General features: G+C 22.6%; 15 protein-coding genes. 4 read left to right on the top strand and 11 right to left on the bottom strand.

What is annotated here, in order from left to right; translation table 4 throughout:
* Positions 1-87 precede the first annotated feature (87 nt).
* The 5 genes from SPIRDC1_RS09025 to SPIRDC1_RS09000 form a co-directional block, all read right to left on the bottom strand.
* Complete coding sequence (locus SPIRDC1_RS09025; protein ID WP_174481503.1) at positions 88-2,274, bottom strand: ATP-dependent helicase; 2,187 nt, start codon at positions 2,272-2,274, stop codon at positions 88-90.
* A gap of 35 nt (positions 2,275-2,309) precedes the next feature.
* Positions 2,310-3,005 (bottom strand): RDD family protein, encoded by a 696-nt coding sequence (locus tag SPIRDC1_RS09020; RefSeq protein WP_174481502.1) that lies wholly within the window; start codon positions 3,003-3,005, stop codon positions 2,310-2,312.
* 4 nt (positions 3,006-3,009) lie between these two features.
* Positions 3,010-4,008 (bottom strand): glycosyltransferase family A protein, encoded by a 999-nt coding sequence (locus tag SPIRDC1_RS09015; protein ID WP_174481501.1) that lies wholly within the window; start codon positions 4,006-4,008, stop codon positions 3,010-3,012.
* 80 nt (positions 4,009-4,088) lie between these two features.
* A complete protein-coding gene (locus SPIRDC1_RS09010; RefSeq protein ID WP_174481500.1) occupies positions 4,089-4,904 on the bottom strand; it encodes a hypothetical protein in 816 nt (271 codons plus the stop codon).
* 721 nt (positions 4,905-5,625) lie between these two features.
* Complete coding sequence (locus SPIRDC1_RS09000) at positions 5,626-6,789, bottom strand: Mbov_0401 family ICE element transposase-like protein (protein WP_174480409.1); 1,164 nt, start codon at positions 6,787-6,789, stop codon at positions 5,626-5,628.
* A 122-nt stretch (positions 6,790-6,911) separates the two neighbouring features.
* On the opposite strand from SPIRDC1_RS09000, the gene SPIRDC1_RS08995 reads away from it, so the two are divergent.
* The 3 genes from SPIRDC1_RS08995 to SPIRDC1_RS08985 all read left to right on the top strand — a co-directional run bounded on the left by SPIRDC1_RS08995 (position 6,912) and on the right by SPIRDC1_RS08985 (position 8,986).
* Positions 6,912-7,295 carry a hypothetical protein gene (locus SPIRDC1_RS08995; RefSeq protein WP_174480410.1) on the top strand — a complete coding sequence of 128 codons (384 nt, stop codon included), beginning with the start codon at positions 6,912-6,914 and terminating at the stop codon, positions 7,293-7,295.
* Between the two features lie 138 nt (positions 7,296-7,433).
* Positions 7,434-7,985 carry a hypothetical protein gene (locus SPIRDC1_RS08990; protein WP_174481026.1) on the top strand — a complete coding sequence of 184 codons (552 nt, stop codon included), beginning with the start codon at positions 7,434-7,436 and terminating at the stop codon, positions 7,983-7,985.
* A gap of 14 nt (positions 7,986-7,999) precedes the next feature.
* Positions 8,000-8,986 carry a hypothetical protein gene (locus tag SPIRDC1_RS08985; RefSeq protein ID WP_174481498.1) on the top strand — a complete coding sequence of 329 codons (987 nt, stop codon included), beginning with the start codon at positions 8,000-8,002 and terminating at the stop codon, positions 8,984-8,986.
* A 257-nt stretch (positions 8,987-9,243) separates the two neighbouring features.
* On the opposite strand, the gene SPIRDC1_RS08980 is transcribed toward SPIRDC1_RS08985, so the two are convergent.
* Complete coding sequence (locus SPIRDC1_RS08980) at positions 9,244-9,447, bottom strand: hypothetical protein (protein WP_174481497.1); 204 nt, start codon at positions 9,445-9,447, stop codon at positions 9,244-9,246.
* Positions 9,448-9,692: 245 nt separating this feature from the next.
* Positions 9,693-11,399: a terminase large subunit domain-containing protein gene (locus SPIRDC1_RS08975; protein ID WP_174481496.1), complete on the bottom strand. Its 1,707-nt coding sequence runs from the start codon at positions 11,397-11,399 to the stop codon at positions 9,693-9,695.
* A gap of 72 nt (positions 11,400-11,471) precedes the next feature.
* Here SPIRDC1_RS08975 and SPIRDC1_RS08970 point away from each other — a divergent pair, with 72 nt between their 5' ends.
* On the top strand, positions 11,472-12,554 hold the full coding sequence (locus tag SPIRDC1_RS08970; protein WP_174481495.1) for an Mbov_0401 family ICE element transposase-like protein: 1,083 nt from the start codon (positions 11,472-11,474) through the stop codon (positions 12,552-12,554).
* 249 nt (positions 12,555-12,803) lie between these two features.
* Here SPIRDC1_RS08970 and SPIRDC1_RS08965 read toward each other — a convergent pair whose 3' ends face one another.
* From SPIRDC1_RS08965 to SPIRDC1_RS08950, 4 genes are all read right to left on the bottom strand, one after another.
* Complete coding sequence (locus SPIRDC1_RS08965; protein WP_174481494.1) at positions 12,804-13,502, bottom strand: SGNH/GDSL hydrolase family protein; 699 nt, start codon at positions 13,500-13,502, stop codon at positions 12,804-12,806.
* A 106-nt stretch (positions 13,503-13,608) separates the two neighbouring features.
* Entirely contained in the window at positions 13,609-14,151 is a 543-nt protein-coding gene (locus SPIRDC1_RS08960; protein WP_174481493.1) for a hypothetical protein, read from the bottom strand.
* A 119-nt stretch (positions 14,152-14,270) separates the two neighbouring features.
* Positions 14,271-15,509: an IS256 family transposase gene (locus tag SPIRDC1_RS08955; protein ID WP_174479940.1), complete on the bottom strand. Its 1,239-nt coding sequence runs from the start codon at positions 15,507-15,509 to the stop codon at positions 14,271-14,273.
* A gap of 164 nt (positions 15,510-15,673) precedes the next feature.
* Entirely contained in the window at positions 15,674-15,916 is a 243-nt protein-coding gene (locus SPIRDC1_RS08950; RefSeq protein ID WP_174481492.1) for a hypothetical protein, read from the bottom strand.
* Positions 15,917-15,920 lie beyond the last annotated feature (4 nt).

The following is a 15,920-nucleotide window of genomic DNA, read 5'->3' as shown; positions in this document are numbered from 1 at the left end:
ATTAGGAAAATTAAATTAAAATAAATCTTAATTCTAATTTTATACTTAAAAATGTCCAAAAAATAGACATTTTTAATAAAAATAAATTTATACAAATTTTTTAATAGCACTATGATTAGAACTAATAATTCTAATACCACCATAATTTTTATGAAAAGCAACTTGAATTTTATCACCAATTAATTTAGTAATAATACCTTTTCCAAACATTTCATGAATAATTATATCTCCAACATTTCAATTATTAGTTATTTCAACCTTATCTTTATTATCAGCTTTATAGTAATTAAATTTAGAATGATTACGATTTTGATAAGTTGCTGCCATTTCTTGGTGTTCGTTATTAATGATTTTTAAATATTTAAGATCTAAATCTTTTAAGAAACGAGATGGTTGTTTCATACGATCCAAGATATATGAATATCCACTGGCACTAGATAAAAATAATCATTTTTTTGCCCTAGTAATTGAAACATAAAAAAGTCGTCGTTCTTCTTCAATTTTATCTAAGTTTTCTACACTAAATTTACCTATTCCAGGTAAAATACCTTCATTAATGCCAACTATAAAAACAACATCAAATTCTAGACCTTTAGCACTGTGCATTGTCATTAAATTAACGGCTTTATTAGTACTATTTTCATCTAAATCAGTATATAAACTTACTTCTTGTAAAAATGACGTTAATAATTCTTCGCCTTGTAATTCATTATTACTACTATCATATTCAAGCAATTGTTCTAATAATTGTTGAATATTTTCGATTCTTTCTTTTTCAAGATTATCTTCTAGTTTTTTTAAATAATTAGTTTTATTTAATAAATTTTCAACCATGTTATGTAAAGAAGTAACATCTTTGATATTAGTTTGCATCTCATTAATTAAATTAATTAAAGGTTGTAAATGTTGACGATAATTTTTTGGTAATCCATACTGAAATTTAAATAAGTATTCATTTAAAGTTAGTGATTGTTCATTAGCAAGTAATAATAAGTTATCAATAGCTTTTGGTCCAATTTTAGGTGTTGCATTTAAAATTCTAATCATTGATATATTATCATTTCAAACAATAATTTTTAAATATGCCAAAATGTCTTTAATTTCTTTACGTTCAAAAAATTTATAACCACCAAAAATTTTATAATTTATATTATTATTAATCAAAGCTTGTTCTAAATATTTTGATAAATAATTATTACGATAAAGAATAGCAATTTTATTCAAATCTAAATGATATTTTAAATGAATTTTTTTAACAGTTGTTGCAACTCAATGTGCTTCTTGATCACTACTACTAACATGATACATAACAATATCATTACCAAGATCATTTTTAGTAAACAGTTCTTTTTCAATACGTTGAACATTATTTTTAATTAAACTATTAGCTGTATTTAAAATCTTAGTTGTTGAACGATAATTTTGATTTAAAATAAATGTTTGTGTATTAGGAAATTGTTTAGTAAAATTCAATATTAAATTAATATTTGCTCCTCTTCAACTATAAATAGTTTGATCAGGATCGCCAACTACAGTAATATTTTTATGATTTTTAGCAAGTGATAATAAAATATTATATTGAATATCATTAGTATCTTGAAATTCATCAACTAAAATAAAATCAAATTTCTTTTCTCATTTTGTTAAAATATGTGGAAATTCTTTAAATAGACGTTCAACTAATAATAATAAATCATCAAAATCTAAACATGAATTAATAAATTGATATTTTTTATACGATTCAAAAACTTTGATACGTAAAATTCACTCATCTTGATTTTGATAATCAGTTAATAATTGATCTTGAGAAAGATAATTATTTTTTCAGTTAGAAATATTAGAACTTAATAATCTTAACTCCTGCAATTCAGCTTTATGTGAAAATTCTTTTTGAAAAATATCTTTTAATATTTTTCGTTGATCTTCTTGATCAATAATATTAAAATTATTATTAATATTTAAATGATGAATATCTCTTCTTAATATTTTGGCACATAATGCATGATAAGTAACAATATTAACATTAATGTTAGTATCATTTAAAAGTTGCACTATTCGTTCTTTCATTTCACGTGCTGCTTTATTAGTAAAAGTTAATGCCAATATTTTTTCACTAGCAATTTTAATTACATTAATTAAGTAAGCAATCTTATATGTTATAACCCGCGTCTTTCCAACTCCAGCCCCCGCAATAATACGACATGGGCCATCAACATTAATAATTGTTTGTAGTTGTTGTTCATTTAGATTTTCTAAAAGTTTTGTTTTATCCATGTTATTTATCCTTAAGTTAGTAAGAGTATATACTATTAAAGACTATTTATATTTTCTAATTCGTCATCATTAATATTTCCTGGTTGAGAATAAACTAAATGAATATGTGGATCATTAACGTTAGTTGATATCTTCTTTTTATTAGTTGCAAGTGGTTTCTTGTTAATGACAAAAGTTTTATGATAACGATCAAAGAATAGCTGATGATATTTATCAATTTTAGTGACGATCATAATCCCACAATACCAAGCAAAATCAAAACTAACTACAGAACGAATAAGAATATTTAATCAAGAATTTAAAGTACTATTACTATTAATAGTAGCAATGTTTTCATTAAAAGTCAATTTCATAAAAAGAATTATTGAAGTGGTTAATAATAGAGGAATAAAAACTAAAAATACTTCACGATAAAAAAAATGTTTTAACTTTAAATCTTGATTTTTTTCATTTACTAATCTTATTTGAAAAATTAATTTTCCCAAAGTTTGACCCTTACATTTTCATGGGATAATAACAAAATATATAATGACAACAATTATATTAATAATAAAAATAATTATTAATTGTCATGATTCTTGATTACCTTTATTATCTAAATAATGGATTGCTAATCCAATTATTAATGGGATTAAACTAACAAAAATCACGTCAAAAATACGTGCAATAATACGTTTTCATGTTTTAGCTATTATATATGTTTCGGTTGTATCTAATTTTTTAATATTCATTTTTTTACTCTCAATATTTTGAATCATCTCTAATATTATTATCTTTAAAATATTTCTTAAAATAAGTACTTAGATCAGGAGCATAAGTGGTAAACTTATCATTTGGATTAATATTATTAAAATAAGAATTTTTTTTAAAATTTTTAAATTTAAATTCAATAATTTCTTTGAAACGATTATATGTTTTTTCAATTAATGCAGGTTTTTTAGAAATACTAATAAATCTTAAAAGAGTATATAGATAGTATCTAACAAAAGCATATTCCAACTCTTCATATAAAACCTTTTTAATTTTATAATTATTATAATAGTTTAAAATATGTATTCATTGATGCATTAGTTCAAAAATATTATCATTTTCCAATGTGTTATTTTTAGACGTTAATAATGTTTCATTAATTGCATAATATGTTTTACAATGTGCTAAAAATGAGTATAAAAATAAACTATCAAATTGGATTTCTTTACGAAATTGTAAATTATATTCATTAATAATACTAACTTTCATGATTTTTGTTGTTAAAACTGGTGTTGTTAAAGCAAAGACTATTTTTCCTTGTGTTGTATTTAAATTATATAATTTATTAACTTCAGTTCTAATTGTTGAATGAAAAACATTATTTATATCAAATTCATAACGAACACAATATTCAATACAATCTAAATCTTTATTATTATCTAAAATTTTATTAACTGTTTCAACAAAATTAACGCTAAGAATTTCAGTTGGATTTAAAATAACTACATATTGTCCGGAAATATATTTAAGGCCAAGATTACGACTAATGGCAACACCTGATACTTGATAATTAGTAATCATTTTTAAATTTTGTGGATATAATTTAAAATATTTACTAAATATCTCCAAATTTTCATTGTTAATGCCATCATCAACAACAACAACTTCAAAATTAGTTTTTTTATTTACAAAAATCTTTGCTAAAAAAGAATCTAAGTGTTCGGATTCAAATGAAGTTGTATATAAAATAAAACTTAGTAGCATAATAAATATTTCCTCCCTTTTATAAATAATTATAACACTTCTTAAACAATTTTAAGTGAAGGTTTATCAACATTTATTTTTTATTTTTTTTTTTTTTGATTACTATTTTTAAGTTTATTTTTAGATTCTAAAGTAGATTTTTCTATATTATCTGTTTCTTTAATAACTTTAACAGTCATATTTTTATGATCAAAAATAGTTTTTAAATTACCTTCAATAATAACAGTTTCAGTATTATTAGGTTTAATAACGTTTCGTTTTGCGGGCTTGCTAACTTTTTTCTTTTTTTGTCCTTTTAATATTTCTGCTCTTAATAAAGCACGTGTTTTTCTAATTTCAAATTTTTCAAATTTAAAAAGAAATGATTTAATAAATTTTTTATACGAATTAACAAAATATCGAAGTCTTTTCTTGCTTCGAGCATGATTATCATATTTTAATAAAATACAAACATAGTTTAATTCATTTCTTGCTTCTGATTCAATTAATGAATTAAAAAAACTGTGATAATTATGACTTAAGTTATATGGTTGACCAGATATTGGGCTTTTATAAGGAGTAAAACCTAGATTACCAGTAGTTTTATAATACTTAAAATCAGCAACTCGTGTTGTCATTTGTCCCTTAGGATGCTCTGGTGATTTAATTTCTGATATTTTAAAAATATTATTTGTATCAAATTCTAAAAAATAGCAATATACCTTATGAACAAAGTTACCTGCAGTTTTAAAAGCAATATATAAATCTACTTTTGCTTCATAATTTAAATTATCAAAAATACTAACGTATGGTTGATAAAAATCATATTTTTTATCAATAATTTCTCATCCTTGTTTTTTAATAGTAAGTTCAATTTCATCAGCACAAATATTTGGATTTAAAATAATTTTCTTCATTTTCTACTCCTAACTCTAATATTTTCTAAGTCTATTTTATCAAATTATATATAAAGTGTGGTCTAAGAAAATTTTTCACGGGGTGGTTAGCCCTAAATACTGGACCACTTTTGGATAGACAGTTTTAAATTTTTATTTGTGAAATTGGTGGTTTTAGAAATTTAGAATGTATTCTTTCGTAATTATAAAACATAATATATTGGTTTACATCATTTATAGCTTCATTGAGAGAAAAATATTGATTTGAACCTTTAGGTAGTCATTCTTGAGATAAATGAGAAAATCAGTTTTCAGATATTACATTGCCACCAATATCATAAGGTTGTTTTTTGCTTAAAATTATTTGCTTATCAGCAGCTCAATTTGTGATGTCTTGACAATAAAATTCGTTGGCGTTATCTGAGTGTAAAATAACGTTTTTTACTTGGTTTCAAGAGAATTGTTGATTTATTTTTTCAAGTGCAGGAAGGATTAAATCTTGATAGGATTTGTTTGAACATGTATTATAGCTTACAATATTATTTGAATAAAAATCAATAATTANTTTCAAGTCTAGTTATAATTTAATTTTCTTTAAATAAAAGACAAAATAAATTATTAATTGTTGGTATTATTATACCATAGTATTTATAAAATATAAAGTATTTTAGTATTTTATTTTTATTAATATAATTTAAAAATTCCTAACTACTTAGGTTTAGATTTATTAAATTTTATAAATTTAAACAAATATTTTTAATTTATTAATTCTTGCTTGTTTTAATTTTAATAAATTAAAAAATGCTTCTTTTGAATAAATTTTTGCATTATTATTAGATATTGATTTTATTAAATGATAAACATCACTTTCAGCACTACAACCAATATTTCAAATAGCATTTTGATTTTCAATACCTTTTTTATTATTTTTAAAATATTCATATATTTTTTCATCAGCATTATTTTCTTTTAAATAATCTAATAATTTATAATAATTACCATTTAAAAATAATTTATAATAAGCATAATTTAATTTTTTATTATTTTCTTTTGTTCTTTTACCTTTTCCTACAATAAATACTTGTTTTAATTTTTGTAATGGATGTCATTTATCTACAGCATAATCAATTTTTAAATAATTAGCAGTAGATTTAAGATAAGTTGCACCATCACCAGTTAATTTTAAATTTTCATTAGTATAACCAATAAAAATATTATCTAAATTAGTTATTATTGATTTAGCAAATTCTTTTTTACTAATTCTTTCACCTTTTCTAGTTGATAAAACAAAAATATATTTATTTTCTAAAACATGTCTATTATCAGTAGATTTATTTAAATCAAAACCAGTACTTATACTTACTGTTCTATATCTAAATTTTCTTTTTTTCTTATTATCAATTAAATTATTATATGATTCATCTGATTGAATATAAATAAAATCAGTTGGTAATATTTTTATTTTTTCTTTTGGTAATTCTTGAACAAAAATATTAGTTTTTTTTACTTTTCTACAAATTGTTGATAAAGATATATCTATTTTTAAATTATGTTTAATTATAGGATATGTAATATTATTAAAATCAGCTTCATAAATTATTGATTTTGTTACTTGATTAGTAAATTTTTTATTTTTATCAATATTAATATATGTATCTAATGGATATAAATATTCACCAGTAATTTTATGTTGATATACTTTTCTATAAAAATCTTTTACTATTCCATACATTGATGTAAAAGTTCTTTTAGCAGTTTTAACATATTTATATTTATTTTTATCATATTTATTTTTATGTCAATATTTATCATAATTAATTAAATCATTTTTATAATCTAATAACATTTGTTTTTCATGACTAATTTTAAACTGATTATGAGGAAATTGTTCAGGAAGTAAAATCATAATATTATTCCTTTCTAAATACATGACTTTTAGTATAACAATTATTAATTATTTAGTGTTGTAATATACTTTAGTTAAAATGTTATAATTATTATATAAATATTGAATATAGGTGATATAATATGCCAGCAAAAAGAAAAGAATTAGGAAATTATAAAGAAAAAATACAAGAATATTTAAGAGAAAATAAAGATAATTTAAAAAAATGTACTAAACAAGAATTAAATTATATTTTAAATGTGGATAATAAATATATATATGATTGCCGAAGAAGGTCGACAAAATGACAAAATGATTTTATTAAAGAATATGATAAAGCATGTCTTAAAATAGGAATTGCAAGATTAAAAAATGTTACACAAGTACCTCAATATGAATGAGCTTATTTAAGAACAAATCATAGAGAGATGTTTGATGATTTAATAGATAATCAAGATATAGAAGCAAATAATAGTAATATAATTATTAATATTTCTGAACCAAGAAAAATAGAAAATAATGATTAGAAACCTATAATAAATATAGGTTTTTTTCTTTATTTTAAAGGGAAAAAATGATATAATTTAATAAAGCGATTATGTTATTTATTAACATAAGTTACAAGGGATTATCAAAAAAGCGATTATTAACAAGGGAGTATTTTTATGTCTAATTTTGAAGTTAAAGAAAAAAAAGAAACTTATACTTTTGAAGAATTACAAGAAACTTTAAAACAACAAAGAAATGTTGTTTATGCTCAAGCAAAAGATGAATTTCTTAAAAAAGAATTAGAACCAAAAATAAATGAATATCAAACAAAATTAAAAGAATATGAAAATAAAATTAATAGTTTTGAAGAGCAACAATTATTTTCAAATATTAAAGATACTAAAAAAGTAAATTTAATTAAAAATTTAATGAGTACTGATAATTATAAATCTTTATCTAAACAAGAAGCATTTAATAAAATAAATGAAGATTATAAAGATTTTTTAATTGATAAATCAGAACCTATTAAACAAGAAAATAAACAACAAGATAATTTAATTAATCCTACTGATTTAATTTTAAAATTACATAATAATTCATTAGATCATTTTAAAATTGCTCAAGATTTAAAAAATAAAGCAAAAACAGAAGGAATGACTAATCAAAAAGAATTAGAAGAATTAGTTGAAATTACTAGAAATGAAGCTTTTCAATCTATTAGTAAATAGAAAGAAGTTTTATTATGGGAGCTATAAAAATACCTGAAGCATTTTTTATTAAAGGTAATAATCCAACAGAAAATGCTATTTTAAGTGTACTTGAAGCACAAGTACGTGGTGAATTAACAAGTGAAAAATCAACAATGTTTATGCGTGGAACTTGTAGTGCTTCTCAAATTGGTGAAATGGCTGGTGTTGCTATAGCAATTTATAGAGCAACTGTTCGTGTATTATGAGGTTCAACATGAGATTGAAAGAATGGAACTAAAAGACAAAAAGGTGATGTTTATACAACTAAATTAGAAATTAATAAATATTTAACAATTGATTTTGAAATTCCAGAATTTGATATTGAAAGATTTATGAAATCACCAAAAGATATTGCAGTACAAATTGTTTCAAATTGAACAGCTTCATTTATGAGAAATTTAGGTGAAAACTTAGAATTAATATTTTTAAATGGTATTCAAGATTATGCTATTGCTAAATCATTAGTATTACCATTAGATTTAATTAATATGAATGCAGAACAAGCAAAAGAAGCTTATTATAAAATTTGAGCAAGAAATAATAAATTAATTAAATTAGTAAATTATATTACTGTAGGAACTAATAGAGAAGATTTAATGGGAGCAACTGGAATTGATAGTAATTTAGGTTTATCAAAAGCATTTACTGTTTTAAATTATAGTCAAATTTCAGCAGATACATTAGCATATGGTAGAAGATATACAAGTTTAATTGCTGGTATGGAATTTTGAGAAAGTTTTTATTTAGAACAAGAATTTATTCATGATACTGAAAAAGCAATGCATTTAGAAAAAGATTATAGTTTAAAAAATACACATGGATTTGTAGTTAATAGATATATGTGAGGTATGCCTATTTCATTTACTAAAATAAGACAAAAATTAGATAATGATACAGATAATATTAAAATTATTGGTAAATGTTTATTTGCTTTACCAAGTGCTATTAGACCTAATTTGCTACTTAGCCCTTTTTACTAGACCATTAATTTAAAAAAAACTTGAATGTATTCGAAAAACAATTGTGTTATACAATTAACACTAATTTTGACATGAAAGGATTTTTAATAATGGATAAAATTNAGTATTTTCTAATAATAAATCTACTGCTTTTGATATTGGATCATTGTTATTAAGATTATCTTTTTTAGCCATCTGTAACTCACTCTTTCTAGATATATAAATTATATTTACTAGAATTAATTAAACATAGTTATTTTTGTAAGTCACACAGATTACTAAACATTCCCATCAAAATATCAATCAGGATAGTTACCATCTCATTTTATATCATCTTCATGTTTTGGTTTTTTAGAAAAATATAATTCAAAATATCATTCACTGGTATGTGTATTAACTCATATAGTTGTTGTTCCATACACCATTACCCCATTTCGTTCTTGATAATGTTTAACATTAGTACCTACATTATGGGTAAGCACCCCCCCATGATTAGTCCTATTGTTCCGGTCGTAGCACCAGTTAGTGCTAATACTAATGTTATTTTACTTAAATTTGTTTTTATTCATGTTTTCATATTAAATTACTCCTTTTTTCCTTGATTTTACTTATAAATTGTACTATTTTTGATTATTTTTACAAGTATGCTTTTAAATGCAAAATAACGCCTAAATTAAAGACGTTTATTTTATGAGACCTATACTATTAATTATATTGAAATTGTTTATTATATAGCAAATGTGAAGATACTTTTTTTTACAGTAGCATTATTTTTACCCCTAATTACATTTTTGTATGGGTACAGTGCATAAAATAATGCATCATAAGGGTCTTGATACATATTCTTGTCTGGAATGTTAGTTTTTGTTTCGTCATAACGTAATTCTTCTAAACATTGAGTTGTTTTTGGTAAATCATCTTTATTTGCATAAAAGTTTCCATAACTCATAATATTTCTCATTCAAACTACTCTATTAGTTAATCCGGCTTCTTGATTTAAATTTGAAGCATGTTTAATAGCAGTTTGTGTTATTAAAATAGTATTGTGTTCATCTATTAATTTTTGATTTAATCAATCCATTGCTGTTCTTGCTTTATCATCATAAAAATAAATTGTTTGTTCAAAATTTTCAAAATTATCTATTAATCCTAAAATTTCATTTACATAAGCATTAATTTTTTCATTTTCATTTATAAAATCATTTGGAGTAACTACTAATTCACAAATAATATAAGCATCATAATAACCAGTATTATTATATTCTTTAAAACCAACTATCATAAATACAGTATGGTCTTTATGTCCAGTTGCTCAATCAACACCAACACTATAAAAATCAAATTTATACATATCTTTTTCTTGATTATAAAATTGTTTTAACTCATATGATTGTCAATATTTTACAGTTTTTTGAAATGGAAAAATTGTTGCATCACTATCTAAAAATTCAAAACCATAAAAAACAGTATTAAATTCATCGGGATTACTTTTTTTCATTTCTAATAATGTTCTTTTTTGAATGTCTGGTAATTTATTTCAAAATGGTTGAATAGTAAATCTTAATATAAATAAACCTAAACCACTAAACATTTCTTTATTTTCATAATAAACTTTACCAACTTTTTTAAGATTTTCCATAATTTTATCATTTAATGGTAAAAATGGCGTACAGTATTTTAAATAAAATGGATGATATTTATCATAAGGATTGCATGTAAACGTAATGAAAAAACTTTTATAAAAATAACGAGTAATTTTTTGCCCAAAAGTAGAACTATATATATTTTTATCAATAAATGTTCAACTTAACTCTTTAATAGGTTCTTTTGATACTTTAATACGATTACTTCTAAACATAGAGTTTTGTAATCGTTCATATCGATATGTTAATTGTTTTTCTGTTAAAGTCTCTTTTTCTTCTGCCATAATAATTTCATCTGTTCTTGAACCTAAAAAACTTGAACCACCGGCTTCTTTTCCAAAAATCTTATTACCGTTAGCATAACCAATAAAATCAATTTGCTGACTATTAGGAAAAATAATACATCCACCATCCTTAGTTATTTTTCATTTAATACCATGTGGATTATTAGGAAGTAAATTAATATCATATTCATCTAACAAGACTTGACAAACATTCATCAAAGCACCAATTGTTGTTTCACTATGGGTATTTTCATATCGTCTTACTTCTTGAACACTACTATCACTAAAATTACAACATATAAATAAATCAAATGCTAAGCAGTTTCAAGTTTTTCTTGTTCCACGTGCTGTTGGTATAAAACGATAAAAACAATTAGTAGTAAAATATTCTGCTCATTCATCACCAACAAATTTTTTAAAAATATCTCAACTAAAACCATAATTATTATCACTAAAATTAAGATTATATTTTTTATTTAATTGTGCATAACTACTAATAAAAGCCATATTTACTCCTTATTTTTTAAAAAAATTAAACTTAAATTATTAACAAACCAAATTTAGAAAGGAACATTAAAAATGTTTATATTGCCATTCGCTAATCATTTTGATTGAGACAAACACGATTTTAATCAAGATGAATTAAGTTTAAAACAAACAGAAGAATTATTTACAAAAATAGATGATTATTTATGAAGTATATGTGATAAATCTGAATATAAATCATATAGATTTAGAAAAAGAAAATTAAAAGCAAAAAAAGGTTTATTAACATATAAACGACGTATTTGTACACATTATAACAAAAAAACACAAAAAATTGAATACGTATCTTTATTAGATAATTATCTTGGTGTGAAAAAATATAGTAAACTTGCACCTAATGTTATTAAACAAATTTTGAAATATTTTGCTGATGATAAAAAGTATCGTGATGTTTGTGATACTTTTATTGAAGATTTAATAAGTAATAGTACAGTTTGTAGAACATATCAAAAATTTGAATTACCAAAAGTTAATATTCCAAAAATAGTATTACAACCAAATCAAACATTATATATAAATATTGATGATGGACATAGAAAATTTAAATTTAATGAAAAACACAATACTAAAAATTGTAAAAAATGTTCTATGAGATTAATAGTATTTTGTACTGGTAAAAAGAAAAATGGAAAATTAATTAATAAAAGAGCTGCATGTCAAATAAGAGTATCAAAAACAGAAATTGGTGCTGAAAAAACTGCAAAATTAATTGAAAAATATGGTAATTTATTTTTTGAAAATTTTGACCAAGCAAATTTAATAGTTTGTGGAGATAGTGCAAAATGAATTAGAAAAACTGCTACAATTTTAAATGCAAAATTTATTTTAGATAAATTTCATGCTTTTCATGTTTTATTTCTTGGTATAATGGCTGGAAGAAGAAAAAATCAAATTGCTAAATTACACTATCAAAATGCAATAAATTTATTTGAAAAAGGTCAATATTATGAATTAATTGATTTTTTACAATCATTAACTTTGCAATATAAAAAATTAAAAGTTGGTTATTTTATTAATGCAAAAGATGGTGTATTAAACCAAGCACTAGTTGAAAATATTGGTTGCTTTACTGAAACTAATATTAAACAAATTTTAAAAAAAAATGATTGGTGATAGAACCTATAACATTGATATGTATACAAAAATGGTTAATTTTAAATGCTATCAAATAAATACTGCCATCCAGTTATTATAAATTAAAATTAAAATTTTAAAAAAAATTAAAAATAAAACAAAACTTATTAAAGTAAACTTTAATAAGAGTTTTTGTGTTATAAAAGTAAGTATTATTGTTGACTAATATTTTTCAAGTGTTAAGATTAACATACAATTGCATATTGAAGTCAAAATTATTCTCGTCTAACTTTATAATTTTAAGACAAATTTGAATATTATTGACAACATCGGTATGCTCCCTAACATTTTATTAAAATTAGTAGTTAAATTTAAAATACGTTCCTTATCTTTTTCTTTATTTTTAAATAAAGGGATAATACTCATATTAGGAACATTAAATAATAAAATACGTTGAGCACCCTTATTTATCAATTTAGTTAAAGCATTTTTTATTAACTCAACTGCTTTATTAATAATTTCTTCTTGGTCGTTTAATAATGATTGTTTAAAAGCATATAAAATATCATTACCACCAAACTCTACTAAAATTATATCATTACTATTAATATGATGCTGACTAATTAAAGCATCTACTTGATGAGTAATATCAAAATGATTAATAACAAAACTTTCTACTGTTAATTCTTTTTTTCTACTAGCTAAAGCTCCACTAACTGCATAATTATTACCAATTTGCTCATCAGCAAATAAAAAAAGGTCAAATCTTCAAGCAGAAGTTAAATTTATATGCAAATAATCAGCAATAAGTTGTGCTGCCACAGGACCATTAGAAAAAGAATTTTTATAAAATGGTGGTAACATTTTAACTATTTTAGGTATTTTTAAATGCTTAAAAAGAGCTGTAAAACCACTTACTAATGTTTCTGTGTCTGATAAACTATCTCCTAGAACATAAAAATTACCTTTTATTTTTTCATTATCATTCATGACTTTTCCTTCTAACAATAAACTTAAACTGAAAATATCTTAACATAATTGATTTAGCTTGTCATAGTATAAAAAATAATTATGCTAAAAGTGGACATTATCATATTTAAATAATAGAATTTCCTCTTTGTTTATAATCTTTAATAATATTAATAGTAATTAATATTGCCATTAAACAAGTAATACAACTAATAATATTTAAAACAACAGCAACAATAGTAATTTGATATGAAAAAACTTTATTATCATTAAATTGAGGTAAAAGCACAATAACACTAATAATTTCGCAACTTGTTCCAATAATACCTAAACAAAAACTAATAAAATCAAGCGAAATACTAAATTGATCTTTTCGATATAATTTCATATTTTGTTTTATCAAAGTTTTCTTTAATCTAATTAAACGAAACATTAAGAAAAAAGGTAGAAAAGCTAAAGTAAAACTAGTAATATCAAAAAAAATTGCAACAACAGTTATTCAAAGTGATGCTTTATCATTATCTCAAAAAGGTTGTAATGCTAAAATACTTAGAATTCCCAAAAAAATACCTATTAAACCAGTTCCAAAACTTATTAAATCCATTTTAAGAATTTTTTTATTAAACTTTAAAAAATATACTCTTTTTTCCAAAATAACAAATCCTTTCATGTCTATATATAAGTAAGATTTTATCATATAAATGGAAATAATTTTCTCCAATTTTAGATTACAAATAAAAAGAATAACGAGGCTTTTTAGTAATCTGTGTTTCTTTGTTTTACAAAGTACTAGTTCAGATTAATTCTGTCTTCAAATTTTATCATAAAATGAGCAATTGCTGTATTTCAATTTTGAATAGGCAATGTTCATTTTTTTGTGATATTTTCAATTGCTAAGTAAAAAATTTTAAAAACTGCCATATCATTAGGAAAAACTTTTTTATTTCTAATAACTTTTCGTAATTGGCTATTAACAGATTCAATAGCATTTGTAGTATAAATTACCCTTTTAATTTCTGCTGGATAACTAATAAAAACCATTAAATTTTCTCAATTTTTATATCAAGATTTAGCAATTTGTGGATATTGTTTATTTCATTTACTTTCAAATGATTCTAAAGCTTGCATTGCTTGTTCTTCACTACATGCTGTATAAATTGGCTTTAAATCGATAACTAGAGACTTTCGATGTTTGTATGAAACATATTTTAAGCTATTTCTAATTTGATGAACTATGCATAATTGATGTTCAGTTTTAGGATAAACTGATTGTATTGCCTCTGACATGCCTGTTAAATTATCACTACAAGCAATAAGAATATCATTTAAGCCTCGATTTTTCATTTCTGTAAAATTATTTAATCAGAATTTAGCACCTTCATTTTCACTAATTCATAAACCTAAAACATCTTTTTTACCTTCTAAATCAACTCCTAAAGCTATATAAACTGATTTGTTAATAATACGTTTATCCTGACGTACTTTAACTACGATACAATCAAAATAAATGATTGGATAAACACTATCTAATGGACGATTTTGCCATGCTTTGACATCATCAATGACATCATCAGTAATTTGACTAATTACGCTTTCGCTAATATCTGCGCCATCATATAACTCTTGCAACTGCATTCTAATATCTGATAAAGTCATACCTTTTGCATATAGTGAAAGAACTTGTTGATCAAAACCATCAAATCTTCTCTGTCTTTTTGTGATTATTACTGGTTCAAAATTACTATTGCGATCTCTTGGTACATCAATTTCAATTTTACCTTGTTGAGTTATTAATTTTTTTGATGTTGTACCATTACGAACATTGTCATTATTACTGCGTTGATTTCTTTCGTGTCCTAAATAATTTTGCATCTCAGAATTCAACATTTTTTCTACCAATCGTTTAGTTAATTCTTTATATAAGCCTCCCTCTTTAAAAACTGTTGTTAAATCCTCAGTATTTTCTAATAATAAATCTACTGCTTTTGATATTGGATCATTGTTATTAAGATTATCTTTTTTAGCCATCTGTAACTCACTCTTTCTAGATATATAAATTATATTTACTAGAATTAATTAAACATAGTTATTTTTGTAAGTCACACAGATTACTAAACATTCCCAGAATAACTATAATTGTGTTATTAATCTATTGTTTGTTGAAATTTCAGTATTTTGTACATTAATTGAATTTATTTCCTTAACAAGAGAGACAATATTTTCTTTAAATAAATTAAGTCTTTGTCTTTTTTTCTAATTTTTATTTCAACTTTATTCAAACTTTTTTTGATATTACAAATTTTTAATCCAATTTTATAAAGTTGCTCTTTTTGATTATTTAAAACAACTTTTTCACATTCTATTCTATTAACTAATCTTATTTCAAAATTATAATAACCAAAAGTGAAGGTGGTTAGCCCTAAATACTGGACCACTTTT

It is taken from the genome of Spiroplasma endosymbiont of Danaus chrysippus (assembly GCF_902809815.1).
GTDB lineage: Bacteria > Bacillota_I > Bacilli_A > Mycoplasmatales > VBWQ01 > Spiroplasma_E.
Note: the sequence above shows the minus strand (reverse complement) of the source record. Positions and strands in the feature narration are given on the sequence as shown.